Below are 24,994 nucleotides of genomic sequence, written 5' to 3'. Positions count from 1 at the left end.
GATAAATAAATGTCATTAATCAGTATGCATGGCGCGTGGCTGTCGTTCAGCGATGCGCCGCTCCTCGATAATGCTGAACTGCATATCGAAGAAAATGAACGCGTCTGTCTGGTCGGCCGTAACGGCGCAGGTAAATCGACGTTGATGAAGATCCTCAACCGTGAACAGGGCCTGGATGATGGCCGCATTGTTTACGAACAGGATCTGATCGTTTCACGCCTACAGCAGGACCCGCCGCGCAATGTCACCGGTAGCGTCTATGACTTCGTCGCGGAAGGTATTTCTGAACAGGCTGAGTATCTGAAGCGTTATCACGAAATCTCCCATCTGGTGATGACCGATCCGAGTGATAAAAATCTCAATGAACTGGCGAAAGTGCAGGAGATGCTGGATCACCACGGTCTGTGGCAGTTGGAAGATCGTATCAATGAGGTGCTGGGGCAACTCGGTCTGGAGCCGGATATGGAGCTGTCGGCGTTATCCGGTGGCTGGTTGCGTAAAGCGGCGTTGGGCCGTGCGCTGGTCAGCGGGCCTAAAGTACTGCTGCTGGACGAACCGACGAACCACCTGGATATTGAAGCGATCGACTGGCTGGAAGGTTTCCTGAAAACCTTTAGCGGCACCATTATCTTTATCTCGCACGACCGTTCATTTATCCGCAATATGGCGACGCGCATTGTCGATCTCGATCGCGGCAAGCTGGTTACCTATCCTGGCGATTACGATACTTACCTGCTGGAGAAAGAAGAGAACCTTCGCGTTGAAGAGCTGCAAAACGCCGAGTTCGACCGCAAACTGGCGCAGGAAGAAGTGTGGATCCGTCAGGGGATTAAAGCGCGCCGTACCCGTAACGAAGGCCGCGTCCGTGCGCTGAAAGCGATGCGTCGCGAGCGCAGTGAACGCCGTGAAGTGATGGGTAGCGCGAAGATGCAAGTCGAAGAGGCATCTCGCTCCGGCAAAATCGTCTTTGAGATGGAAAACGTTAATTATGGCGTGGAGGGCAAAGTGCTGGTGCGCGACTTCTCTACGCAGGTACAGCGCGGCGATAAAATTGCGCTGATTGGTCCCAACGGCTGCGGTAAAACTACCTTGCTTAAGCTGATGCTGGATCAACTGAAAGCCGACAGCGGCCGCGTGCATGTGGGTACCAAGCTGGAAGTGGCGTACTTCGATCAGCACCGCGCCGAACTTGATCCGGATAAAACGGTGATGGACAACCTGGCTGAAGGCAAGCAGGAAGTGCTGGTAAACGGTAAGCCGCGCCATATTCTGGGATATTTGCAGGACTTCTTGTTCCATCCGAAACGGGCGATGACGCCGGTACGCGCGCTCTCCGGCGGGGAACGCAACCGTCTGTTACTGGCGCGTTTGTTCCTGAAACCCAGCAATCTGTTGATTCTCGATGAACCGACCAACGACCTGGATGTGGAAACGCTGGAGCTGCTGGAAGAGCTGATTGATAGCTATCAGGGCACCGTTCTGTTGGTGAGCCACGATCGTCAGTTTGTGGATAATACAGTGACCGAATGCTGGATTTTCGAAGGCGAAGGCCGGATTGGACAGTATGTGGGCGGTTACCACGATGCCCGCGGTCAGCAAGCGGCTTCACAGGCCTTTAAACAGGCGGCGGCGAAGAAAACGGTGGAAGTTCCAGTAACCAAAGCAGGAACTGTCAAACGCGGTAGTAACAAACTAAGCTATAACCTGCAACGAGAACTGGAACAATTGCCGCAAAAGCTGGAACAACTGGAAGCGGAACTGAGTGATTTGCAGGCTCAGGTCGCCGATGCCAGCTTCTTTAGCCAGCCGCACGATCATACGCAAAAAGTCCTGGCTGACATGGCTGCGGCGGAACAGGCGCTGGAAGAGGCGTTTGAACGCTGGGAGTACCTGGAGGCTTTGAAAAACGGCGCATAAAGGGAGTCAGTATGTGTGAACACCACCACGCCACACGGCACATTCTTTGTTCGCAATGTGACATGCTGGTGGCGCTGCCGCTGTTGCAGCATGGTCATAAAGCGACTTGTCCGCGCTGTGGCACGACACTGACAACCGAATGGGACGCGCCCCGGCAGCGTCCCACGGCTTATGCCATTGTGGCATTGTTCATGTTGTTGCTCGCCAACCTTTTTCCTTTCGTTAATATGCAGGTCGCCGGTGTCGCCAGCGAGGTCACACTGCTGGAAATTCCCGGCGTGCTCTTTTCTGAAGATTACGCCAGCCTTGGCACTTTCTTCCTGCTGTTCGTACAACTGGTTCCGGCATTCTGCCTGGTGACTATCCTGCTGTTGGTGAATCGTGTGCCGATGGAGTTCCGTCTGCGCGTTAATCTGGCGCGGGTGTTATTCCAGCTAAAAAGTTGGGGAATGGCGGAGATCTTCCTCGCAGGCGTGCTGGTGAGTTTTGTCAAGCTGATGGCCTATGGTGATATTGGCATTGGCAGCAGTTTTATTCCCTGGTGTCTGTTCTGTCTGTTGCAATTGCGCGCTTTCCAGTGCGTTGATCGTCACTGGTTGTGGGATGACATTGCGCCCGCGCCGCAGCCGCAACAGGCATTGCGCGTCGGTGTGCCGGGGATCCGTCAGGGGCTGCGTTCCTGCCCGTGCTGTACGGCGATTGTCGCGATCGATCAACCTGTGTGCCCGCGCTGCCACACGCGTGGACACGCCCGACGGCGCAACAGTATCCAGTGGACGCTGGCGCTGTTGATGACTGCGATGATGCTCTATCTGCCTGCCAATATTTTGCCGATCATGGTGACTGACCTACTGGGCGATCGCATGCCATCGACCATTCTCGCCGGGGTGATTTTGCTGTGGAGCGAGGGTTCTTACCCGGTGGCGTTGGTGATTTTTATCGCCAGTATTATGGTGCCGACGCTGAAAATGATAGGCATTGCCTGGCTCTGTATTGATGCAAAAGGCCATGGCCGACGAGACTGCGAGCGGATGCATTTTATTTATGAAGTGGTGGAGTTTGTCGGGCGCTGGTCAATGATTGACGTGTTTGTGATTGCCGTACTCTCCGCGCTGGTGCGGATGGGCGGGCTGATGAATATTTATCCTGCGATGGGTGCGCTGATGTTTGCGCTGGTCGTTATTATCACGATGTTTGCGGCAATGACTTTCGATCCGCGCTTGAGCTGGGATCGTGAGCCACAAACGCACCATGAGGAGTCGTTAGAGCATGGAGAATAAGAGTGGGGAAGCCAACGTGCAAAAGGTGAGAAACTGGTCGCCGGTGTGGATTTTCCCGATTGTTACGGCGCTGATTGGCGCATGGATCCTCTTTTATCATTACAGCCACCAGGGGCCGGAGGTGACACTGATCACCACTAATGCCGAGGGAATTGTCGGCGGTAAGACCACCATCAAGAGTCGCAGCGTTGATGTCGGCGTGGTGGAAAGCATGACGCTGACTGACGATTTAACTCATGTGGAAATCAAGGCGCGGCTTAACTCCGGTATGGAAAAGCTGCTGCATGATGATTCTGTTTTCTGGGTTGTGAAACCGCAGGTGGGCCGTGAAGGGATTAGCGGTCTGGGCACGCTGCTTTCGGGTGCCTATATCGAGCTGCAACCGGGTGCAAAAGGCAGCGCGCCGGATCGTTATAACTTGCTCGATTCCCCGCCTCTGGCGCCGCCTGACGCCAAAGGCATTCGTGTGATCCTCGACAGCAGCAAAGCCGGGCAACTGAGCCCCGGCGATCCAGTATTGTTCCGTGGTTATCGCGTCGGTTCGGTTGAGACCAGCACGTTCGATACGCAAAAACGCACGATGAGTTATCAGTTGTTTATCAATGCGCCGAACGATCGGCTGGTGACCAGCAATGTGCGTTTCTGGAAAGACAGCGGTATTGCCGTTGATTTGACCTCCGCCGGAATGCGTGTGGAGATGGGCTCGCTGGCTACGCTGTTCGGCGGCGGCGTCAGTTTTGACGTGCCGGAAGGCGTGGATCTGGGCCAGCCGGTGGCGGAGAATGCCGCTTTCACGCTGTATGACGATCAGCGCAGCATTCAGGAGTCGCTCTATACCGATCACATCGACTACCTGATGTTCTTCAAAGACTCGATTCGCGGCCTGCAACCTGGCGCGCCGGTTGAATTCCGTGGCATTCGTCTGGGCACGGTAAGCCGGGTGCCATTCTTCACTACCGGTATGCGTCAGGCGCTGAATGATGATTACCGCATTCCTGTGCTGGTCCGTATTGAACCTGGGCGGTTGATTAATGAACTGGGCGAAGATCCCGATGTGAGCGCGCGTCTGAATGAACTGCTCAAACGCGGCCTGCGCGCTTCGTTGAAGACCGGGAATATTATTACTGGTGCGCTGTATGTCGACCTCGACTTCTATAACAACGTACCTGCCGTAAGTGGCATGCGAGAGTTTGCTGGCTACCCGATCATTCCAACCGTGAGCGGCGGGCTGGCGCAGATCCAGCAGCGTCTGATGGATACGCTGGATAAGATCAACAATCTGCCGTTGAATCCGATGATCCAGCAGGCGACGTCAACGCTTGCTGAAAGTCAGCAGACGCTCAAACGTCTGCAAACGACGCTGGATAATCTCAACAAGCTGACGTCCAGCCAGTCGATGCAGCAGCTTCCGGCGGATATGCAGTCCACGCTGCGTGAACTGAATCGCAGTATGCAGGGCTTCCAGCCTGGCTCTGCTGCCTATAACAAGATGGTGGCGGATATGCAGCGCCTGGATCAGGTACTGCGGGAATTGCAACCGGTGCTGAAAACACTCAACGACAAGAGCAATGCGCTGGTATTCGAAGCGAAAGGGAAAGACGATCCGCAGCCGAAGAGGGCGAAACAATGAAAAAGAGCGCGCTAATAATTGTGGCGCTGTTGCTGACGGCATGTGGCAGCAGCGGTGACAATAAAAGTTATTACCAGTTACCGTCGCCGCCACAAACGGCAGTGCAGGCCAGCACCGTGCAGAGCCAGGGCAATCGTCAGTTATGGGTTGAGCAGGTTTCAGTGCCGGATTACCTGGCGGGTAATGGTGTAGTGTATCAAACCACGGATGTGCAATATGTTATTGCGAATAACAATCTGTGGGCCAGCCCGCTTGACCAGCAACTGCGCAATACGCTGGTCGCTAACCTGAGCAATCAGTTGCCGGGTTGGGTTGTGGCATCGCAGCCGCTGGGCAGTGAGCAGGACACGCTGAATGTTACGGTGACCGGTTTCCACGGGCGTTATGATGGTCGCGTTATTGTCAGCGGGGAGTGGTTGCTCAAACACCAGGGGCAACTGATTAAGCGACCGTTCCATATTGAGCTCAAGCAACAGCAAGATGGGTATGATGAAATGGTGAAAATGTTGGCTCAGGGCTGGCAGCAGGAGGCGGCGAGCATAGCCGCACAGCTAAATCGTCTGCCATAAGAAAATTTAATCAAAAATGAACCGTCATGGCTAAAAACCGTGACGGTTTTTTTTATCAGTATGCTCCGTACATTAGTTGTGCTGGCTCACATTTTTTGTACAAATGAATTTCTGTGTAGCTCACATTTATGACACTGGCGTGAATTTTGCGCATTGACGACAACGCCTATTCAAGGTATTCGTTACCTGTGGCTGCACATTAAGTGACCACTGTTTTCTTTTCCACCAGATCAAAGAGTGAGGGAAACGAGGCATGAAGAGACAAAAACGAGATCGCCTGGAACGGGCACATCAACGTGGTTATCAGGCTGGTATTACCGGACGCCCGAAAGAAATGTGTCCGTACCAAACCCTGAATCAAAGGTCCGAATGGCTGGGAGGCTGGCGAGAGGCCATGGAAGACAGGGCCGTTATCGCCTGATTCTGTCTCTTTAAAAAGAAACCTCCGCAATGCGGAGGTTTCGCCTTTATAGCGGATGAGAATTCGCTATCAGAAAGTGGAGGTGTCCTGGAACAGGCCCACTTTCAGGTCGGAAGCAGTGTAGATCACGCGACCATCGACCAGAACTTCACCATCGGCCAGACCCATGATCAAACGACGGTTAACAACGCGTTTGAAGTGGATACGGTAAGTAACGGTTTTTGCTGTCGGCAGAACCTGACCGGTAAATTTCACTTCACCGACGCCCAGCGCACGGCCTTTACCTTCGCCGCCAAGCCAGCCGAGGTAAAAACCAACCAGCTGCCACATGGCATCCAGACCAAGACAGCCAGGCATCACCGGATCGCCGATAAAATGGCAGCCAAAGAACCACAGGTCCGGATTGATATCCAGCTCAGCTTCGACATAGCCTTTATTAAAGTTACCGCCGGTCTCGGTCATTTTGACCACACGGTCCATCATCAACATATTGGGTGCCGGCAATTGCGGGCCTTTTGCGCCAAACAGTTCGCCGCGACCAGAGGCAAGAAGATCTTCTTTTGTATAGGATTCGCGTTTATCTACCATGTTCTCAGTAAACCTTATTTGTAATTTCGGACGCAGGATAGCTAACACGTGTACGCTGAACAAGTCCGATCAGTTTTGGTTAAACCAATTCAACCAGCGCAGCGGCCACGGGAAACGGTGGCGTGCATCCTGTTGCGTCGCCTGTGCAATACGTTCCTGAATGAGTTGCTTGAGGTTGTTTTGTCCTTCAGCTTCCCACGGCAGGCCTGTTAATAAAGGTAGCGCATCACGAACATCGTCTACGGCCCAGATAAAGAATTGTTGTGCCTGAACCGCGTCCAGCAGTTCCTGATGCAACGAGAGATGACGTACATTTGCTGAAGGAATAATCACCCCTTGCTTACCTGTTAGCTCCCTCTGCTGGCAAATGGCGAAAAATCCTTCGATTTTTTCATTCAACCCGCCAACCGGCTGTGAACGACCGAACTGATCCACGGAGCCAGTGATCGCCAGACTCTGATTGATGGGCACTTCTGCAAGGGCGCTCATTAAAGCGCACAGCTCCGCCATAGAGGCGCTGTCGCCATCAACCTCGCTGTAAGATTGCTCAAAGGTTAGCGAGGCAGAGAAGGGAAGCTGCTGTTCCAGCTCCAGTTCCGCCATCAGGAACGCTTGCATGATCATCATGCCTTTCGCGTGGATATTGCCGCCCAGTTCGGCTTTGCGTTCAACATCGTTGAACTCGCCGTCACCGACATGAACGACGCAACTAATACGTGAAGGCTCACCGAAAGCACGTGGGTGACCAGGAAACTCGATGACTGACAGCGCGTTGATCTGACCAATCTGTTCGCCTTCGGTTTCGATGAGAATTTGTTCCAGCAGAATTTCGTCCTGCATCCGTTCAGCGAGGAATCCTTCGCGCCATTCACGTTGAGCAAACATCGAGCGAAGTTCTTCGCCACTGAACGTTGCGCCTGTGGTTGTCGCCGCGACTTCCCTCAACTGGCGCGCCAGCCATAATGGGCAGAGCGGCAACGTCTCCTGATCGCCGGTATAGCGCACGGCTTCACGAACTAACGGCTGCCACGCATCGGTACCGGGTGAGGGGAGCTGAGCGCTGTGGGCAACCTGCTCGACCCATTGACGCCAGATTCCCATTGTTTCGGCATCCACAATTTGCAGCGTTTCTTCATATTCGCTGTAAATTGCCTGGGCGGCCAGATCGGGCTCCATCTCCTGGAAATCAGCCAGCGATTCGCGTTCTCCAACAAGAATGACTTTCAGATCCAGCGGCATAGACGGGATACTTACCGGCAGAGGGCGAGATTCGTCGAAGGAGATCCAGTCAAAACGGTGCTGAGACACCATTGTTTTCAGACGCATCCACAGCAGCGGTTGCGCAAGCAACGTGCGCAGGGAAATGATTAGCACGCCGCCGTTTGCCTGATGTACCAGACCAGGCTGCAAAGTAATTTCATGATTGAACTGACGCAAACAACCAAACAGTTGCTCCGCTTCGATCCACTCAGCAATTGCTACAGGCTTACTTCCCGTGAAAGTAGATTGCGCACTGGTTGCCGGGTCAAAACTTACGGATGAGCCGTTGATGTTGTATTGCCCCCCGACAAGCGGGCGGTCCTGAGGGAGCATTTCTCCGGTAGCGCTGGCAATAAGTGCCAGGTATTCAGCTTCTTCTGGCGCTTTTGCCAGTAAAAAGCGTGACGTCGCCTGCGGATAGAGCAGTTGCTCCAGCGCGTACTGTAATCGGGGTTGCGTATCGGCCAGCGAGAAGACCGCTTCGTGCGCAGATCCGGACGATTCAAAAACTTCCTGATAGCTTTCAGTATCAGGAACCAGGTCGTTCCATTCAAGTTTTGTAATGGTCAAAGTCGTTTTTTTGGTCTGGTGTAAAAGGCGAGATTATACCGTAAACCCTTCTTTAACACACCGGGATTACGCGCTTTCGCGATGCGAAGCTGGATGATAGCTCACAGCGGATGATTTCTTTTAAGCAGAGTGACAAAAAACTGATATTCTGAACTGAGTTACACGGTAACGTTGAGAGAGCAATGAAATATCAACAACTGGAAAATCTCGAAAGCGGCTGGAAATGGAAGTATCTGGTTAAAAAGCACCGTGAAGGGGAACTGATCACGCGTTATATAGAAGCTAGTGCTGCGAAGGAAGCCGTCGATGTATTGTTGACCCTCGAAAATGAGCCGGTACAGGTGAATGAATGGATTGGTCTCCATATCAATCCGGCACTGGTTAACCGAATGAAACAGACTATCCGTGCCAGGCGTAAACGGCATTTTAACGCGGAGCACCAGCATACGCGTAAAAAGTCAATCGACCTGGAGTTTGTCGTCTGGCAACGACTTGCGGGGCTGGCGCAGCGGCGGGGGAAAACACTGTCTGAAACGATTGTACAACTGATTGAGGACGCGGAACATAAAGAGAAGTATGCTTCGCAGATGTCCACACTGAAACATGATTTGCAGGCGCTGTTAGGTAAAGAGTGAGTTTTCCCTAAGACGTGACAGAATTTCAGGCAATAAAAAACCCCGCACTCTGGCGGGGTTTTTGCTAAGACGTAAACTTAAGCCTGCGGCTGAGTTACAACGTCTTTGCTGCCTTTCACTTCGATCTCTACGCGACGATCCGGTGCCAGGCAATCGATCAGCGCTGCGCGTGGTTTCACGTTGTCGCAGGTGCTGCCGGTAACCGGGTTGGATTTGCCCATACCACGTGCGGAGATTTTGTTCGCCGGGATACCTTTGGAGACCAGGTAATCAACAACGGACTGAGCACGTTTCTCGGACAGGCCCTGGTTGTAAGCGTCAGAACCGATACGGTCGGTGAAGCCCAGAACCACTACTGAACCGTCTTTCGGATCCAGGTTGCTCAGCTGACCATACAGCTGATCCAGCGCCTGCTGACCTTCCGGTTTCAGAGTTGCTTTGTTGAAGTTGAACAGAACGTCAGACTTCAGGGTGAAGTGTTTGGTCTGCACTTCCGGAGCCGGAGCCGGTGCCGGAGCTGCAACTACCGGAGCTGCATCTTCCTGCTGACCGAAACGGTAGGAAACGCCTACGCTCAGCATACCGTTATCCGGGCGAGCACCAACGGTGCTTGCGTCACCGATGTTGTTAACCCACTGGTATTCCAGACGGGTAGCGATATCACGAGTCAGTGCATACTCAACACCACCAGCGAAGACCGGAGAAACACCGGTATCGTGATCTTTGAAGCCCTGGTTGCTCTGACCATCAGCACGCCATACCATACCACCCAGACGGGTATAGATATCCAGATCGTCAGTGATCGGGTAACCCAGTTTAGCAGTCAGTTGAACGCCCTGAGATTTGAACGCGCCGTTAACTGTGTCGCCTTTGTACGGCATACGGCCCAGCCAGTCATAACCCAGTTCGAAACCAACGTACGGGTTAACCTGGTAGCCACCGAACGCACCAGCACCCAGTTGGCTTTCGTGGGTCGGGCCATCGTTCTGCCATACCGCACCTTTGTCATGATACTGGGACCAACCCAGTTTGCCACCTGCATACCAGGTGTTATCTTTCGGAGCGGCCTGCGCTACGGTAGCGAAACCAGCCAGTGCCACTGCAATCGCGATAGCTGTCTTTTTCATTTTTGCGCCTCGTTATCATCCAAAAATCGCCATGGTTATCTCTCAGAGATGCCACGGTTAAATCCTTCACCGGGGGCGTTGCTCACTAACTATTCAACAGATATCTTTACCGATATCTTTGGCTTATGCCGAGCACCCCTGGCGATGTAAAGTCTACAACGTAGTTGGAAACTTACAAGTGTGAACTCCGTCAGGCATATGAAAAAAAAGGCTTTGTATACACAATATTTAACAATTCCGCTGTTATTTTGTCCGATGCAATTAAGCTGAAAAGCGCGCCACGCAGGCTTTGTCGCTGTATTTTGCGGATAAAATGCAAAAGCAACCTTCAGGCAAAAATAATCCCAGGAATACTCTTAAATTTACTCAATGATACAAATTTGAGTGAATTTTTATCCCGGAATGCTGTCTCGCAGCCAGGGGATCATGGCGTACTGGACGCATAACGAAGCCGATCGCGTTGCCTTCTTCTGCTGCCATCACCAGACGGTGGTGCTCATCTTCGGTTAATTCTTCCGCATGCCAGCCAATTACGACGCTATAGTTCCCGGTGCGTAATGCGCGGATCATTGATTCCAGCGTCAGGCAAGGTGAAAGCTGGTTAACCTGCATCACCTTGGTGAGTGGCAGACCAACGGATTGCACCCATTCACGGCTCAGTTTCTGCTGTGGCGTAAGCCATAACTGCCAGCGGGACTGTTGGCCAAGTTGCTGCAACAAGGGCAATAAAAGAAGCTGTGTCATTCCTGGCTGATCTTCGCGATAAACCACTTCGCTAATAAGCCCGGACGCTCCGCGGGAGGAGTCAGCATGATTTAACGTAGTGAGTGCGGAATCGAATGTCGTTGAACGCTTAGCATAGCCTGAAGTGTACATAATCAATCCAGCCCTGTGAGTTACTGTATAAACATACAGTAACCCCTGAATGTTCAAAGATCAACCTCAATTTCTGAAACTATCTCGCATTTTTGTTTTGTCTTTACCGCACAACGAAAAATTCGCTTGCTGTCCCGTCCACAGTTGCCTATGTTCCTGCCTAACGAAACAGCTAACATTGTAGTGGCTTTACTGTGTGATTTATAAGGAAAAAATCATGGAAGACCTTTCTTATCAGCGTATATATCAATCATGTGAATGTCTCACATCGCTTGGCGAAATTCGTCACCGTGCGCATTTTGGCGGTTATAGCTTGTCGGTGGATGACACGGTTTTTGCAATGGTGGCCGAAGGAGAGCTTTATCTGCGGGCCTGTGAACAAAGCGCTCAATATGCAATAACGCACCATGCGCCACTTTTAGTATTCAACAAACGTGGACGGGAGGTTTCGTTAAATTACTACTTTGTGGATCAGGCATTATGGAACGATCGCCCTATGCTGCTGGAACTTTCGGCATATTCTCTCGATGCTGCACGGCGTGAAAAAGTGCAGCGCAGCGCCCGGAAACGTCTTCGCGATCTCCCTAATCTGACGTTTCAGCTCGAAATGCAGCTTCGTGATGTCGGAATTATGGATGTACAGACGTTGCGTCTTCTTGGCGCAAAGGCCAGTTGGCTCAGGTTGCGGAAAGCGAATTGCCATCTGGGGGTGAAAATTCTTCTGGCGCTGGAAGGCGCTATTACTGGATTGCACGAAGCGGCGCTCCCGGCGCAGACGCGCCAGGAACTGATGGAGTGGTTCACTATTGTGATGAAGAAAACGGCCAATCCTCACTGAACCAGTTGGCTTTTCAGACGGCAAACTTCCGGCAATAATGCGATAAGCAGGCCTATCTGTTGAAGGACCAGCGGCTCTTTGCTATCCGGGCGCGGATCTAAATGTTTAATGCGCTGCGACAGGGAACTTAGCGTTTCCTGTACGCGCGCATGATCAGAAGGAAGGTGATGCAGGGCGTCGTCTACATAACAGACGGCGTCATCAAGCAGACGCAAAATATCGGGATGGGTGAGCTGCTCGCGATGCGCACCAAGTGCAGAAATATAGCTGGTAAAGGTGTGGTTCAGGCACAGTAAACGGAATGCCACATCGCGGAGTTCAGGCGATGCACCGGGTTCTGAAGACATATTGGATACGACCGACGCCAGCTCAGCATCACGGTTATAAGCATTGCGCCGGGCAATACGGTACGCCAGCCGGTTGTCGCGCCCCTGATGATATTGTTCCAGAATAGCGTCGAGGTAACGGCAGTTGGCATCGAAAGCCTGCTCTGTCACGCGTGGCAGGTGGCGAAAACGCCAGTCAGGCCAGATAAAGCTTACCGCCGCCCAGGCAATCACGCAGCCTATAAGAGTGTCAATGATACGGGGAATCGCTACTTCAAAACCCTCGCCGAGCAGATTAAAGCAGAGCAGCACCAGCAGGGTGATAAACATCGTAGCATGCGCGTATTGCACGGTGCGAAAAGCAAAAAACAGTACGCCGGTAATCACGATCAGCACCAGTTGCCCTTCATGGGAAGGAACGAAATAGAGCACCGGCAAACCTATCGCCACACCTACCAGCGTGCCGATGACGCGCAGGGTCAGACGATGGCGGGTGGCGTTATAGTTGGGCTGGCAAACGAAAAGACTGGTCAGCAGGATCCAGTAACCATGCTGTAAACCGGTGATCTGAATAAATGCGTAGCCAACACACAGTACCAGCGACATACGTACAGCGTGGCGGAAAAGCGCAGACTCCGGCGTCAGATTATTGCGCAGCCGCAACCAGATATCGCTAAAGCTATTCAGGCTGTCATCCGCTAACTGGTTTTCTGTCTCATTCAGAAGCTGGGACTGCGGCTGTTCCGTTTCGATCGTAGCTAATTGCGCGTCAATCGCGCGCAGGTTATCAAGCAGAAAACCCAGAGCTTTCAGATGATCGGCTGACGTTACGCCGCTGGCGCGAATGCGATCTAACGCGGCATCAAGATGAGTAAACGCACGTTCGAAGCGTGAATCATGTTGATAGGGCGTTCGCAGCAGAATGGCATGTGACAGCCTGTCGCAGGCCTGCGATTGCATTGATAGCAGACGCTGAAAGCGGAACATCACATCGCTGTAACGGAAATGTTCGCGCAGCGTCTGGTATTGAATGTGCGATGAGCTGGCGCGTTCATGGATATCCTGCGCGGCAAAATAGTAATGCAGGGACTGGCGCGTGCTTCGTTGTCCACGATCGCCACGCAGGCGCGTCAGCAATGTTGCTTTGGTCTGGTTGAGCGTAGCGACGAGCTGACCATTCGCCAATGCCAGATCGTAAAGTGGCGCCTGGCTTTCATCTTCAATATCCGGATCAAACAGGCGGGATTTCAGTTCAAGGTAGTGTGCCAGTTGTCCGTAACTGCGTGAAAGGTTGTCCTGCAAAGCGCGAACGGGGAAAACAAGGTGCCCAACCAGCGTCAGGAAATTGAACCAGACTGCGCCTGCCAGCAACAGCAGTGGTTGCTGATACCACTGGTCGAAAAGCGAAATCCCCAGCATGGTGTAAACCGCAATCAGCAAGGCACCAAAAGCGATGGTGGCGTAGCGCTGCCCAAGCCCGCCTAACAAGATAAAACCGCAGGTGGAGCTGACAAGCCCGATAGCAAACAGCCACGGCCACGGGAACAGCAATTCGACGGAGGCAGAAGCAATAAAAAAGGAGATCAACGTGATGATCAGGTTCTTCAGCCGTCCGCTCAGGCGATCGTCCAGATCGGCCAATGCGGCAGCCACGACGCCCAGCGTTAAGGGGATGGTCAGTTTGACCTCGCCAAGCAGCCAGGGGAGCGCTGCTGTTCCGCAGAGGGCAATAAAAATTCTGACGTTATACAGCCAGGCGCTATTCCATGTGTAACGACGAAGCAGAGGGCTTAACATAGCGGCATTCGGTCCGGTTACTGAAAACGACGACGAGCGTTAGCTTCGCGGGCTGCGCGGGCGGTTTCGACGGAAACCACACGACGACCCACTGGCCAGAGCGCAATCGCCGCAATTTTAAAATTCGCCACGCCTACCGGGATGCCGATAATGGTGATGCACTGCGCGATACCGGCGGCAATATGCATGACGCATAACCACCAGCCAAACAGCACAAACCAGATGACATTCAGAGCTGTTCCCCCCGCGTTCAGCAGGCTATTCTGGCGCTCAGGTTCCAGTTCATCTATATGAATCGCTTCATTTCCCCACGGAACAAGCGAGAGCTTCGTGATTTCCCAGCAGGAACGCGTCAGCGGCAGCGTTACAATCAGCACGATACTGACCACGGTTGCCAGCAACCAGCCCAGTGTGGTGGCAAAACCACCAAGAACAAAGTTCAGAATATTCAGAACAGTACGCATAAAACCTCAGAACAACCCTATGAGTGGTGTATCCCGGCAATTGTAACGACTTTTTGGACTGGAGCGCCAATTCTCTGGCAGGTAAACTGGCTTTTATTGTCACAGGCTGAGAACGATAAGTCATGGAACTGAAAGCGACTTCACTGGGAAAACGGTTAGCCCAGCACCCGTACGATCGCGCGATAATTCTGAACGCGGGCATCAAAGTCACGGGTGACCGGCATGAATACCTTATTCCTTTTAATCAGTTGCTGGCAATTGAGTGCAAACGCGGGCTGGTCTGGGGCGAGATGGAGTTTCAGCTTGCCGATAAGAAAGTGGTGCGTCTTCACGGCACGGAGTGGAGCGAAACCCAACGTTTTTATCACCATCTTAATGAGCGCTGGAGTAAATGGGGCGCGGAGATGAGCGAAGTAGCGGCTGGCGTGCTATCGGAGCAGCTTGAGCTTATTGCCGGGCGTGTCGATCAGGCGAAATGGTTGACGCGCAAACAGCTTACCGGACTACAACAGCAGTTGCAGCAGGCGTTTACTGCGCTGCCGATGCCCGTAAGTCGACTGACGGAGTTTGAGAACTGCCGCGAGCTCTGGCAGCAGTGCCAGGCATGGCTGAACGATGTTGAAGAACGAAGAGCGCAGCATAATAAGGCCTATACCGAGGCGATGCTCACGCAATATGCCGCCTTTTTTGAGCAGATAGAAAGTTCCCCGCTCAATCCTTCGCAGGCGCGAGCCGTGGTGAATGGAGAACAGTCGCTGCTGGTGCTGGCCGGAGCCGGCAGTGGTAAAACCTCCGTATTGGTGGCGCGCGCTGGCTGGTTGCTTACGCGCGGCGAGGCGGCTCCCGATCAGATTTTACTATTAGCTTTTGGCCGCAAGGCGGCTCAGGAAATGGATGAGCGCATCCGCGAACGGCTGCATACCGAAGAGATTACCGCGCGGACTTTCCATGCGCTGGCGCTGTATATCATCCGGCAGGGCAGTAAAAAAGTGCCTGCGCTGAGCGAACTGGAGAACGACACTGCCGCGCGCATGGCGCTGCTTACGGAAACCTGGTGTCAGCAGTGCAGCGAGAAAAAGGCGCAGGCAAAAGGCTGGCGGCAATGGCTTGAGGAGGAGATGGCCTGGGACGTGCCGGAAGGCAATTTCTGGGAAAATGACAAACTTCAGCGCCGCATAGGGCCACGCCTCGATCGCTGGATCGGCCTGATGCGAATGCATGGCGGTGCGCAGGCTGAAATGATTGCCGACGCGCCAGAAGAGGTACGCGACCTGTTCAGTAAACGTATTAAGCTGATGGCTCCGCTATTAAAAGCCTGGAAAGCAGCGCTGAAGGCGGAAAATGCGGTCGATTTCTCAGGTCTGATTCATCAGGCCATCAATGTGCTGGAGAAAGGGCGTTTTATCAGTCCATGGAAGCATATCCTGGTGGATGAATTTCAGGATATTTCCCCACAGCGAGCGGCGCTGCTGGCGGCCTTGCGTAAACAAAACTCGCAGACTACGTTGTTTGCCGTCGGTGATGACTGGCAGGCTATCTACCGGTTTAGCGGGGCGCAGCTTTCGCTGACCACCGCGTTTCATGACTACTTTGGCGAGGGCGATCTTTGTGCGCTCGATACCACTTACCGTTTCAATTCACGCATCGGTGAAGTAGCAAATCGCTTTATTCAGCAAAACCCGTGGCAACTGGCGAAGCCGCTTAACAGCCTGACCGCTGGGGATAAACACGCGGTAACGCTGATGGTTGAGGATCAACTCGATGCCTTACTGGATAAACTCAGCGGTTATGCGACGCCCGAGGATCGCATCCTGGTATTGGCGCGTTACCATCACCGTAAACCGGAAAGTCTCGCGAAGGCTGCAACCCGCTGGCCGAAGTTGCAGCTCGATTTTATGACCATCCATGCCAGTAAAGGTCAGCAGGCAGATTATGTGATCGTGGTGGGGTTAGATGAGGGGCAGGACGGTTTTCCTGCTCCGGCGCGCGAGTCGATTATGGAACAGGCGCTGCTACCTCAGACAGAAACGTTTCCTGACGCGGAAGAGCGGCGATTGCTGTACGTGGCGTTAACGCGCGCGCGTAAGCGTGTCTGGCTGCTGTTTAATAAAGAAAACCCGTCGCGTTTTGTCGATATCCTCAAATCGCTGGATGTTCCTCAGGCGAGAAAACCCTGACAACAGGCGGCTTTTGCCGCCTGTGCTTACTTCAGCCGTTCGGCCAGATAGCGTTGATAATCCGGGATCAAAATGTCGACGCTGTCGTTGAATTGCGGTGAGGCGATAATAAAGTCCGCTGTCGATAAGTTAGTCGCCACCGGGATGTTCCAGACCGTCGCCAGACGCAGCAGCGCTTTGACATCCGGATCGTGCGGAACGGCATTCAGCGGATCCCAGAAGAAAATCAGCACGTCGATTTTCCCTTCTGAAATCAACGCGCCTACCTGTTGGTCACCGCCCATGGGGCCGCTCAGCATGGCGTTCACTTCAAGACCTGTCGCACGCTGAATCAAATTACCGGTCGTGCCGGTGGCATAAAGTTCATGTTTTGCCAGCACCGGCTGGTGCCGCTCTACCCACTTCATTAACGATTGCTTGCAGTGATCGTGTGCCACCAGTGCAATATGTTTGCGCACGGGTAGGGTGCGAGTTGTTGATTCCATCATCGGTTCCCGTCAGTTATTTTCGCTACAGATTACTGGAAGCACCTGATGCTGCAAGAGAAGTAGATAAAAAAATCTGAAAATGGTTGAGAGGCTCTGTTTGACGTACACTTTGGGAAATCGCCCGGAGGAAACCATGAAAGAAACCGAGATCGCCGATATTTTACAATCGACCCAGACTATTGCGCTGGTGGGGGCAAGCGATAAGCCTGACCGCCCGAGCTATCGCGTTATGAAATACCTGCTGGATCAGGGATATCACGTGATCCCCGTTTCGCCAAAAGTCGCCGGCAAAACGCTGCTTGGGCAGCAGGGATATGCAACGCTCGCGGAAGTGCCGGAAAAAATCGATATGGTGGATGTCTTCCGCAACTCGGAAGCGGCCTGGGGTGTGGCGCAGGAAGCCATTGCTGCTGGTGCGAAAACGCTGTGGTTGCAGTTAGGGGTGATTAACGAGCAGGCGGCAGTGCTGGCGCGTGAGGCAGGATTACGGGTGGTGATGGATCGTTGCCCGGCGATTGAAATACCCCGGTTGGGCCTGGCGAAGTAAAAAAATACCCCGCAGTCGGCGGGGTATGTTCAGTTACGCAGGCGTGGCGCCTGAAGTTGTCTGCGGATGGTGCGCGCCAGTTCGTCCATTGAGGGTTGTTCCGGGTGCTCATCCATCACTTCACTGGTGAGTTGCGCCTCCGCGAGGTAGGTATGAACCGCCTGGCCGTCGTCATCTTCCATAACGACATGATACCAGGGCAGAGCGCGTAACTCGTCGTTTACCGCCAGCTCATCCGCCGACGGCTCCTCAAGTGAATATTCAGGGTCGATATCGACCACCACGCCAAGATATCCCAGCAGCGAATGGCGAACCTGCTGACCGATACCGAATTTGCTGGCTATCATTGTCACCTCCCGGGAACCTTCTGTTCCCTCAGATATGAGGGTGCGGCTCCAAAATTCAAGTTACATGACGCGACAGGCAAACCCTTTCAGATACAGCCCTTCCGGGTAGGGAGCGATCACAGGATGATCGGCGGCCTGACGGAACTGTTCTATAAATTGTACATCACGGCCTGCATCTATTGCGGCATCGGCGATGATTTTCTGAAATAAATCGGTGGTCATCAAACCGGAACAGGAAAATGTCAGCAGTATGCCGCCAGGGTTCAGCAACTGAATCGCCAGCATGTTGATATCTTTATAACCCCGGCATGCGCCCATCAATTGGCTCTTGTTTTCAACGAACTTCGGCGGATCCATCACGATCACATCGAAGGTTTCGCCCCGATCGCGGTATTTGCGCAGCAGCTTGAACACATCATCGCGGACAAACTCGGCTTTACTCAGATCAAGCTTGTTGAGCGTGACGTTCTGCTTTGCCACATCCAGCGCTTCCTGGGAAGTATCCACGCTGACAACCTGGCGGCAGCCGCCCATTAGTGCAGAAACGGCAAAGCCGCCGGTATAGGAGAAACAGTTCAGAACGCGCTTATCCGCGACATAGCGGCGGGTCGCCAGGCGACTGTCGCGCTGATCAAGGTAGTAGCCGGTTTTATGGCCGCCCTGAATATCGACATACAACTTCATGCCGTTCTCTTCGATGGGCAGCAACGCAGGCGGCAACTCACCAAGTACAGGGCCCTGCGTCAGTTCCAGCCCCTCTTTTTTACGCACTGCGACATCGCTGCGATCGTAAACAGAGCATTGCGGATAGAGGGTTTGTAGCGCGGAGAGAAGCGCCGGACGCTGGTATTCCGCGCCTGCGCTCAGCAACTGCAATACGAGGAAATTACCAAAACGGTCGATAGTCACGCCGGGCAGCCCGTCGGATTCCCCCGCAATCAGGCGATAGCTGTCCAGCCCGTCGCGCTGCGCCAGCCAGTCACGCCACTGCTGAGCCTGTTGCAGGCGACGCGTAAAGAAAGCGATATCAATACTTTCATCTTTATCGAACGTCCAGACGCGAGCGCGAATTTGCGAGGCAGGCGACAGCGCTCCGCGCGCCAGCCATTTGCCCTGGTGATCAACGATATCAACGGTTTCACCGAGGCTGGCTTTGCCCTCCATCCGTGCGACTGCACCGGAGAAAACCCAGGGGTGACGGCGCAGCAATGATTTCTCGCGCCCTTTGGCTAACACTAAACGTACGCTCATATTCGGCTATTCTGTAGACTGAAGAAAATGGGCGCTATTGTCACGGGTTCGCCGGGCAAATGCAACGCGCCAGCACAGAAAGGGGAACAAGATGACACAAGTTTGCACAATTGCCTGGGTACACGGAATGGTGCAGGGCGTCGGATTTCGTTATAGCACGCAGCATGAAGCTCAGCGTCTGGGGCTAACGGGGTATGCACGTAATCTGGACGACGGCAGTGTCGAGGTGGTGGCTTGCGGAGAAGCGGAAAATGTCGACAAACTGGTGGCATGGCTGAAAGCGGGGGGGCCGCGCAGCGCCCGGGTTGACAGAGTGCTGACTGAACCGCATCAACCCGGCAGAGAATGGACGAACTTTGGCATCCGCTATTAAATACATTTCACCGGTTTAGGCAGGCCGGCGATTTTCGTCGCCTGTTTTGCCGGGCCTTTCGGGAACAGGCGGTACAGATAGCGGCTGTTGCCTTTCTCTTCGCCAAATTTATTCGCCATCGCTTTTACCAGCATGCGAATGGCCGGCGAGGTATTAAATTCCAGATAGAATTCGCGCACAAAGCGCACCACTTCCCAGTGTTCCGGGGAGAGTGTAATGCTTTCTTGTTGCGCAATAACCTCTGCCAGAGCTTCGCTCCAGTGGGAGGTATCTTTCAGATAGCCTTCGCTATCGGTTTCAATTTCTTTGCCTTCAAACATCAACATAGTTTTTCACAACGTCAGTCAACAACGGCGGCAGTGTAGCAAAAAACAAAGCCCCGCATAAGCGGGGCTTGTTGTACAGATGTGCCGTTTAGTCTCTGCTGGCGAAGCCCAGAATACTCAGCAGGCTGACAAAAATATTGTACAGCGAGACATACAGGCTGACGGTTGCACGAATATAGTTCGTTTCGCCGCCATGAATGATGTTGCTGGTTTCAAACAGAATCGCGCCGCTGGAAATCAGGATAAACACGGCGCTAATTGCCAGGTGCAGTGCCGGTAGCTGCAGGAAGATATTCGCCACCATACCGATCAGCACAACCACTACGCCCGCCATCAGCATACCGCCGAGGAAGGACATATCTTTGCGCGTGGTCAGCACGTAAGCCGAGCAGCAGAAAAACACCAGCGCAGTACCGCCGAGCGCCAGCCCGATCACATCACCCATACCGGCTGACAGATAGGCATTCAGGATTGGCCCAAGGATATAACCCAGGAAACCGGTGAATGCGAACGCCGCCAGAATACCGGTCGGTTTGTTGGCCAGTTTATAGGTCAGGAACATCAAACCGTACATTCCCACCAGCGTCAGGATCAGCCCCGGCGAAGGCAGCATCAGCACGGTGCTGGCTGTGGCGGTGATAGCGGAAAACGCCAGCGTCAGGCTAAGCAGAAAATAGGTATTGCGTAAAACTTTGTGCGTGCTGAGCAGGGAACTGCGGTCACGCGATGAAGTAATAATACGATCCATGAGTCACTCTCTTATGACAGATGTAATTGTCTGCCGAGTCTAGAAAAGACTGGCTTTGTAACAAAGTTGTTTTACCCATCTTTACTCATAAAGCAAGGGTACCAGCACAATATTTCCTGCGACGAAATGAGCTCCAGGCAGAATAAAGGGATTAATGTGAAGCAGAACCATATCGGTGTCTTATATGTCACTGAAATCTATTGCTATATAAATCTTTGGGCGCTAAGAGTGTAAACGCGTCGGCATACTATAAATGAATAAGGCGAAAAGGACATGAAACCACAACCACGTAATCATATTGCACTTTCCCTCCTGGCTGTCGGCATTCTGAGCGCATGCAGTGGCGCGTTTGCCGCAACCGTGCCAGCAGGGACTGTGCTGGCAGAAAAACAGGAACTAGTACGCAACAATGGCAGCGAGCCCTCTTCACTGGACCCGCAGAAAGTAGAAAGCGACGTCGAATTTAATATTATTAGCGATATCTTCGACGGGCTGGTGGCAGTCAGGAACGACGGTTCCATCGAACCGCGCCTCGCGGAAAAATGGGAGAACAAGGACAACACGGTCTGGGTATTCCATTTGCGTCCGGGCATCACCTGGTCAGATGGTACCGCCATCACCGCGAAAGATGTGGTCTGGAGCTGGCAGCGTTTAGTCGATCCGAAAACCGCATCACCTTACGCCAGCTATCCTGGCAACATGCACATTCTGAATGCGGCGGAGATTGCATTAGGCAAGAAATCGCCTGATACGCTGGGGGTAAAAGCGCTGGATGATTCAACGCTGGAAGTCACGCTGACGCAGCCAACGGCCGCGTTCCTGGCGATGCTGGCGAACCCGACGCTGGTGCCGCTCGATCCGGTGCTGATTAATCGCTTTGGCGATAAGTGGACCAAACCGGAGCATATCGTTACCAGCGGCGCATATAAGGTCACCGACTGGGTGGTCAACGAACGCATCGTTGCCGAGCGCAACGCGCGCTACTGGAACAACAAACAGACGGTCATTAATAAAGTCACCTATCTGCCCATTAATGCCGAAACGGCGGATGTTAACCGCTACAAGGCGGGTGAAATCGATATTACTTACACCATTCCGGTGAATCAGTTCGCGCAGCTACAGCAAACGCTGGGCGATCAGGTACATGTCTCACCGCAACTGGCGACCTATTATTACGAGTTTAATACCACCAAAGCGCCGTTTAACGATCCGCGCGTACGCCGCGCGCTGAATATGGCTCTGGATAAGGACATCATCGCCGATAAAGTGATGGGGCAGGGGCAGCGTCCGGCATGGGTTATCAGCCAGCCGCAAATCGGCGGCGTGAAAATCGCGTCGCCGGATTATGCGTCATGGCCGCGTGAAAAGCGGATAGCCGAAGCGAAAAAACTGCTTAACGAAGCCGGGTTCAACGCGTCGCATCCGCTGAGCTTCAATCTGCTTTATAACACCATGGAGACGCATCAGCGTATAGCCATTGCCGCCAGTTCGATGTGGAAGAAAAACCTCGGCGTGGAAGCGAAGCTGCAAAATCAGGAGTGGAAAACCATGCTGGATACCATGCATACCGGCAATTTTGATGCGGTACGCTATGCATGGATTGCCGACTATGATGATGCCGCGACCTTCCTGAATAACTTCCGAACCGGCGACAGCGAAAACACCAGCAAGTACAGCAATCCGGCGTATGACGAAGCGATGCAAAATGCGGCGAAAGCGAAGGACGTTGCCGAACGCGGGAAATACTACCAGCAAGCGGAAGATCTCCTCGCCCAGGATGTTCCGGCCATTCCGGTCTACCATTACGTGCGTACGCATCTGGTGAAACCGTGGGTGGGAGGTTTTGCGCCTGACAGTCTCGGTGTCTATCTGACAAAAGATTTGTACATCAAGAAACACTAAGTTTTGCCGGGAGGCGCGCTGAATAAACGATCATAACGCTGATATTTCAGACAAATAACACGTTTTTGATTGTTTTTCAGGCAAACAAACATTCTCAGGCTTTACAGACGACCCGGGGATGTTTATAGTGCGCCTCATTCCGGAAGTGTGGCCGAGCGGTTGAAGGCACCGGTCTTGAAAACCGGCGACCCGAAAGGGTTCCAGAGTTCGAATCTCTGCGCTTCCGCCAGATTAAACAAGGGGTTAGCAATAAGCTAGCCCCTTTGTTTTTGAGGCGAAGAATTGAAAAAGAATATTCGCGAAGAATATCGCATCCTCACATTTGCATAATCATTCACTTTTTCCCAATAACCGGGCGATCAAGCGTCGGACTGATTTGTACTTTTCGGTCGTAGATCAGCACCTGGCTTTCTGTTTTATGCCCGCTGAAAATCTGTTTATCTCTGCTGCTTCCCTCAAAATCTGAAATAGCTTTAGCCTTGATATCGTGGAAGGTATAGTCCAGCTGGCGGCCCAGTTCATTTTGTGCCGCGCGCACGGCTTTAAGCCAACGATTGTTAAAGGTCTTGCGGATAAACTGGCCCCGATCGCTGTTGTAAATCACAAGCCCATCAGGGGACAGTTTCGGACATTCCACCTGTGCCGTTTCCAGTGCCTCGCGCAGGCGAGGTGTCCAGGCCTTGATCTGTTTCTTCCCTGTCTTGCCCTGCTGAATGAAAATCCCTTTATCAGAAATCTGCATCCAGCCCAGTCCCAGAACATCAGCTTGCCGCGCCGCGCACAGGTAGGAAATCTCCATTGCAGCTTTAACGACGTGATCGGCATGTTTATAAATTGTCAGGTAGTCCTCGTCCGTGATGTATTGCTCACGCGCTTTGAGAGAGAATTTGCGGACGCCAGCGGCTGGGTTACTTTTGACATAACCACGTTCATATCCCCAGCGGTACACGCGAGACATGCTGCTCATCTCCTGGTTCGCCTGGTTCTTGCTTTGCACCCCACGACGATCCATAAACTGGCGCACATCTTCAGGCCTGATAAGATCGGCTTTCACTTTACCGAATACAGCGAGCAGCTTTTTCTGGTGTTGCAGGTAGTCCCGCTGGGTGCGTATCGCCAGTTCAGTGTAATAGGCACTTTTAAGGAACATTCCCCAGAGTTTTTCGAATGTCATTATGTCGCTGTGGTTACGGCGTTCTTCCTCGTAGCGCTTCCACAAAGCAGACATGGTTAGGGTGACCGGCCCCAGCGTAATCGTTTCGCGTGAGGTTGGTTTGTAGTAGTAACGTGTTTTTGTCTTTGATACGCGCGGCGGAAGCCTGTTATCAGCCGGATCCTTTCTGCTTCTTCCCATTTAAATTGCACCGAAATCGGGTTTTTCTTCTTCGCTGGCTTGCGCGGTGATCTGCCCGTTCAGAACGGCGTTTATGTGCGTCCACGTCACCATCGGACGGCCTTCGCGGTCTTCGATGTATGAAACGCCGCCACGGTCTAATACTTCCCGTTGTTTTGACGGTTTCTGATAGCCGGTAAATTCGATCAGCTCAGCGTCGGTCAGAAGATCGTTGTTTCTGGTCATGGTCTTTCCTCATCATTCTGCGTATTGCGTCATCGGCGGCATCGCATGAATCAGCTATATCGGACATGGTCAGTGTCCTTTTCCGCGCGCTGGCGGAGAGCCGACCGATTTTGATATCGAAATCTGAGAGCAAAACTGCTCCGGGTTGCCATCGCAGCATTGTGGCTCCTTTAGTGGTTCAGGGAGCCACAATGCTAACGATGGTGGATGGTTATTTCTGATTACGCTTAATCAGGTTTTCTCGATGGAACGCTCGCGGTTGCCGCGTCATCTTGACAGTTGGTGGCATGTGCAGCCATATCTCGCTGCGGCTGCGGGCTTCGATTATGCCGTTGGTACCATCAGGAAGCACAACATGCAGACCGTCGCCGGGTTTAAGAGTGATTTTCAGCATGGTTACCGTACCTGTAGCGAACGTTCGCCAGTTTCAAGATGAGCACCGGGCACCGGGTTAAGCAATTCTGCCGGGACTTCGCCGCCGTCTGCGGTGATCTGAGCTGCCGCCGCTTCGGCCGCTTCAATCGCTTCTTTGATGGCTTTTTTGTCAGGAGTGATCACGGTTTGGACGTCTACTACCTCATCGGGCAGCAGCTTCTCGTTGTCGATCACCACGCTCACCGAACCTTTGCGGGCGGTGAAAGTGTTTTTCACCGTCTTAAGGTTATCCAGCCCGGCTTCCAGCAGGCATGACAGAATGTATTTGCGCAGAGCCTTATCTTTATTCTCGAAAGACTTCTTGCGCTCAGCCAGGCGTTTCATTTCCTCTTCGCAGGTTTTTGCATTACCGAGGTTATTGCGCGCCACGACCATTACAGCGTCCAGCTTGTCGCCGAGTTGGCCTTCGATGCCCTCCAGCGTGTCGGCGATCATTTCCGGCGTAAATTCGTCTGAGGTTTCCAGCAGGTTCAACAGGCTAGAGTAGTCATTTGCTAATGCGATTGCAGTTACGTTGCTCATT

26 protein-coding genes and 1 tRNA gene are annotated in these 24,994 nt (G+C 53.0%); 12 read left to right on the top strand and 15 right to left on the bottom strand.

Annotated elements, in window-relative coordinates; all coding sequences use genetic code 11:
- Positions 1–9: 9 nt before the first annotated feature.
- From Y71_RS17780 to rmf, 5 genes are all read left to right on the top strand, one after another.
- Positions 10–1,917, top strand: a complete 1,908-nt coding sequence (locus Y71_RS17780) for an ABC transporter ATP-binding protein (protein ID WP_007374176.1) — start codon at positions 10–12, stop codon at positions 1,915–1,917.
- Between the two features lie 11 nt (positions 1,918–1,928).
- A complete protein-coding gene (pqiA, locus tag Y71_RS17775) occupies positions 1,929–3,197 on the top strand; it encodes a membrane integrity-associated transporter subunit PqiA (RefSeq protein ID WP_035943243.1) in 1,269 nt (422 codons plus the stop codon).
- On the top strand, positions 3,187–4,827 hold the full coding sequence (gene pqiB, locus Y71_RS17770; RefSeq protein WP_007374178.1) for an intermembrane transport protein PqiB: 1,641 nt from the start codon (positions 3,187–3,189) through the stop codon (positions 4,825–4,827). The genes pqiA and pqiB overlap by 11 nt, the downstream gene beginning before the upstream one ends.
- A complete protein-coding gene (gene pqiC / locus Y71_RS17765) occupies positions 4,824–5,396 on the top strand; it encodes a membrane integrity-associated transporter subunit PqiC (RefSeq protein ID WP_007374179.1) in 573 nt (190 codons plus the stop codon). Before pqiB ends, pqiC begins: the two co-directional genes overlap by 4 nt.
- A gap of 253 nt (positions 5,397–5,649) precedes the next feature.
- Complete coding sequence (gene rmf / locus Y71_RS17760; protein ID WP_017456222.1) at positions 5,650–5,817, top strand: ribosome modulation factor; 168 nt, start codon at positions 5,650–5,652, stop codon at positions 5,815–5,817.
- A 69-nt stretch (positions 5,818–5,886) separates the two neighbouring features.
- Here rmf and fabA read toward each other — a convergent pair whose 3' ends face one another.
- The gene (gene fabA, locus Y71_RS17755) at positions 5,887–6,405 is read right to left on the bottom strand and encodes a bifunctional 3-hydroxydecanoyl-ACP dehydratase/trans-2-decenoyl-ACP isomerase (RefSeq protein WP_007374180.1); all 519 of its coding nucleotides are present in this window, start codon (positions 6,403–6,405) and stop codon (positions 5,887–5,889) included.
- 69 nt (positions 6,406–6,474) lie between these two features.
- A complete protein-coding gene (locus Y71_RS17750) occupies positions 6,475–8,235 on the bottom strand; it encodes an AAA family ATPase (RefSeq protein ID WP_007374181.1) in 1,761 nt (586 codons plus the stop codon).
- A 182-nt stretch (positions 8,236–8,417) separates the two neighbouring features.
- Here Y71_RS17750 and matP point away from each other — a divergent pair, with 182 nt between their 5' ends.
- Positions 8,418–8,870 (top strand): macrodomain Ter protein MatP, encoded by a 453-nt coding sequence (matP, locus tag Y71_RS17745; protein WP_007374182.1) that lies wholly within the window; start codon positions 8,418–8,420, stop codon positions 8,868–8,870.
- Between the two features lie 77 nt (positions 8,871–8,947).
- Here matP and ompA read toward each other — a convergent pair whose 3' ends face one another.
- Both ompA and sulA read right to left on the bottom strand, forming a co-directional pair.
- Complete coding sequence (gene ompA / locus Y71_RS17740) at positions 8,948–9,997, bottom strand: porin OmpA (RefSeq protein WP_007374183.1); 1,050 nt, start codon at positions 9,995–9,997, stop codon at positions 8,948–8,950.
- Positions 9,998–10,363: 366 nt separating this feature from the next.
- Positions 10,364–10,873: an SOS-induced cell division inhibitor SulA gene (sulA, locus tag Y71_RS17735; protein ID WP_007374185.1), complete on the bottom strand. Its 510-nt coding sequence runs from the start codon at positions 10,871–10,873 to the stop codon at positions 10,364–10,366.
- A gap of 217 nt (positions 10,874–11,090) precedes the next feature.
- Here sulA and Y71_RS17730 point away from each other — a divergent pair, with 217 nt between their 5' ends.
- A complete protein-coding gene (locus Y71_RS17730) occupies positions 11,091–11,711 on the top strand; it encodes a TfoX/Sxy family DNA transformation protein (RefSeq protein WP_007374186.1) in 621 nt (206 codons plus the stop codon).
- Here Y71_RS17730 and yccS read toward each other — a convergent pair.
- The gene (gene yccS / locus Y71_RS17725) at positions 11,705–13,834 is read right to left on the bottom strand and encodes a YccS family putative transporter (RefSeq protein ID WP_007374187.1); all 2,130 of its coding nucleotides are present in this window, start codon (positions 13,832–13,834) and stop codon (positions 11,705–11,707) included. The two genes, Y71_RS17730 and yccS, sit on opposite strands and share 7 nt — an antisense overlap.
- 17 nt (positions 13,835–13,851) lie before the next feature.
- On the bottom strand, positions 13,852–14,298 hold the full coding sequence (locus Y71_RS17720) for a YccF domain-containing protein (protein WP_007374188.1): 447 nt from the start codon (positions 14,296–14,298) through the stop codon (positions 13,852–13,854).
- Positions 14,299–14,420: 122 nt separating this feature from the next.
- Between Y71_RS17720 and helD the strand changes: the two genes are divergently transcribed.
- Positions 14,421–16,475 carry a DNA helicase IV gene (gene helD, locus Y71_RS17715; RefSeq protein ID WP_007374189.1) on the top strand — a complete coding sequence of 685 codons (2,055 nt, stop codon included), beginning with the start codon at positions 14,421–14,423 and terminating at the stop codon, positions 16,473–16,475.
- A 26-nt stretch (positions 16,476–16,501) separates the two neighbouring features.
- Here the strand turns inward: helD and mgsA are convergent, their stop codons facing one another.
- On the bottom strand, positions 16,502–16,960 hold the full coding sequence (mgsA, locus tag Y71_RS17710; RefSeq protein WP_035885840.1) for a methylglyoxal synthase: 459 nt from the start codon (positions 16,958–16,960) through the stop codon (positions 16,502–16,504).
- Between the two features lie 136 nt (positions 16,961–17,096).
- On the opposite strand from mgsA, the gene Y71_RS17705 reads away from it, so the two are divergent.
- Positions 17,097–17,510, top strand: coding sequence for a CoA-binding protein (locus tag Y71_RS17705; protein WP_007374191.1), 414 nt, complete (start codon positions 17,097–17,099; stop codon positions 17,508–17,510).
- A gap of 29 nt (positions 17,511–17,539) precedes the next feature.
- Here the strand turns inward: Y71_RS17705 and hspQ are convergent, their stop codons facing one another.
- Both hspQ and rlmI read right to left on the bottom strand, forming a co-directional pair.
- Entirely contained in the window at positions 17,540–17,857 is a 318-nt protein-coding gene (hspQ, locus tag Y71_RS17700; RefSeq protein WP_007374192.1) for a heat shock protein HspQ, read from the bottom strand.
- A 60-nt stretch (positions 17,858–17,917) separates the two neighbouring features.
- Complete coding sequence (gene rlmI / locus Y71_RS17695) at positions 17,918–19,108, bottom strand: 23S rRNA (cytosine(1962)-C(5))-methyltransferase RlmI (protein ID WP_007374193.1); 1,191 nt, start codon at positions 19,106–19,108, stop codon at positions 17,918–17,920.
- A 91-nt stretch (positions 19,109–19,199) separates the two neighbouring features.
- Between rlmI and yccX the strand changes: the two genes are divergently transcribed.
- Positions 19,200–19,481 carry an acylphosphatase gene (yccX, locus tag Y71_RS17690; protein WP_007374194.1) on the top strand — a complete coding sequence of 94 codons (282 nt, stop codon included), beginning with the start codon at positions 19,200–19,202 and terminating at the stop codon, positions 19,479–19,481.
- Here yccX and tusE read toward each other — a convergent pair.
- Positions 19,478–19,807 (bottom strand): sulfurtransferase TusE, encoded by a 330-nt coding sequence (gene tusE / locus Y71_RS17685; protein WP_007374195.1) that lies wholly within the window; start codon positions 19,805–19,807, stop codon positions 19,478–19,480. The two genes, yccX and tusE, sit on opposite strands and share 4 nt — an antisense overlap.
- Before the next feature lie 88 nt (positions 19,808–19,895).
- Entirely contained in the window at positions 19,896–20,555 is a 660-nt protein-coding gene (yccA, locus tag Y71_RS17680; protein WP_007374196.1) for an FtsH protease modulator YccA, read from the bottom strand.
- A gap of 273 nt (positions 20,556–20,828) precedes the next feature.
- Between yccA and Y71_RS17675 the strand changes: the two genes are divergently transcribed.
- Positions 20,829–22,457, top strand: coding sequence for an ABC transporter substrate-binding protein (locus tag Y71_RS17675; RefSeq protein ID WP_007374197.1), 1,629 nt, complete (start codon positions 20,829–20,831; stop codon positions 22,455–22,457).
- A gap of 141 nt (positions 22,458–22,598) precedes the next feature.
- Positions 22,599–22,686, top strand: a tRNA-Ser gene (locus tag Y71_RS17670).
- A gap of 105 nt (positions 22,687–22,791) precedes the next feature.
- On the opposite strand, the gene Y71_RS17665 is transcribed toward Y71_RS17670, so the two are convergent.
- The 4 genes from Y71_RS17665 to Y71_RS17645 form a co-directional block, all read right to left on the bottom strand.
- Positions 22,792–23,811, bottom strand: coding sequence for a tyrosine-type recombinase/integrase (locus Y71_RS17665; protein WP_007374198.1), 1,020 nt, complete (start codon positions 23,809–23,811; stop codon positions 22,792–22,794).
- Positions 23,812–24,036 (bottom strand): DUF4224 domain-containing protein, encoded by a 225-nt coding sequence (locus Y71_RS17660; RefSeq protein ID WP_007374199.1) that lies wholly within the window; start codon positions 24,034–24,036, stop codon positions 23,812–23,814. It abuts the gene before it with no gap.
- A 211-nt stretch (positions 24,037–24,247) separates the two neighbouring features.
- The gene (locus Y71_RS17650; protein WP_035943246.1) at positions 24,248–24,430 is read right to left on the bottom strand and encodes a hypothetical protein; all 183 of its coding nucleotides are present in this window, start codon (positions 24,428–24,430) and stop codon (positions 24,248–24,250) included.
- A gap of 2 nt (positions 24,431–24,432) precedes the next feature.
- Positions 24,433–24,993 (bottom strand): siphovirus Gp157 family protein, encoded by a 561-nt coding sequence (locus tag Y71_RS17645; protein WP_007374202.1) that lies wholly within the window; start codon positions 24,991–24,993, stop codon positions 24,433–24,435.
- Position 24,994: the final 1 nt, after the last annotated feature.

The organism is Kosakonia radicincitans DSM 16656 (assembly GCF_000280495.2).
GTDB classification, from domain to species: Bacteria; Pseudomonadota; Gammaproteobacteria; order Enterobacterales; family Enterobacteriaceae; genus Kosakonia; species Kosakonia radicincitans.
Note: the sequence above shows the minus strand (reverse complement) of the source record. Positions and strands in the feature narration are given on the sequence as shown.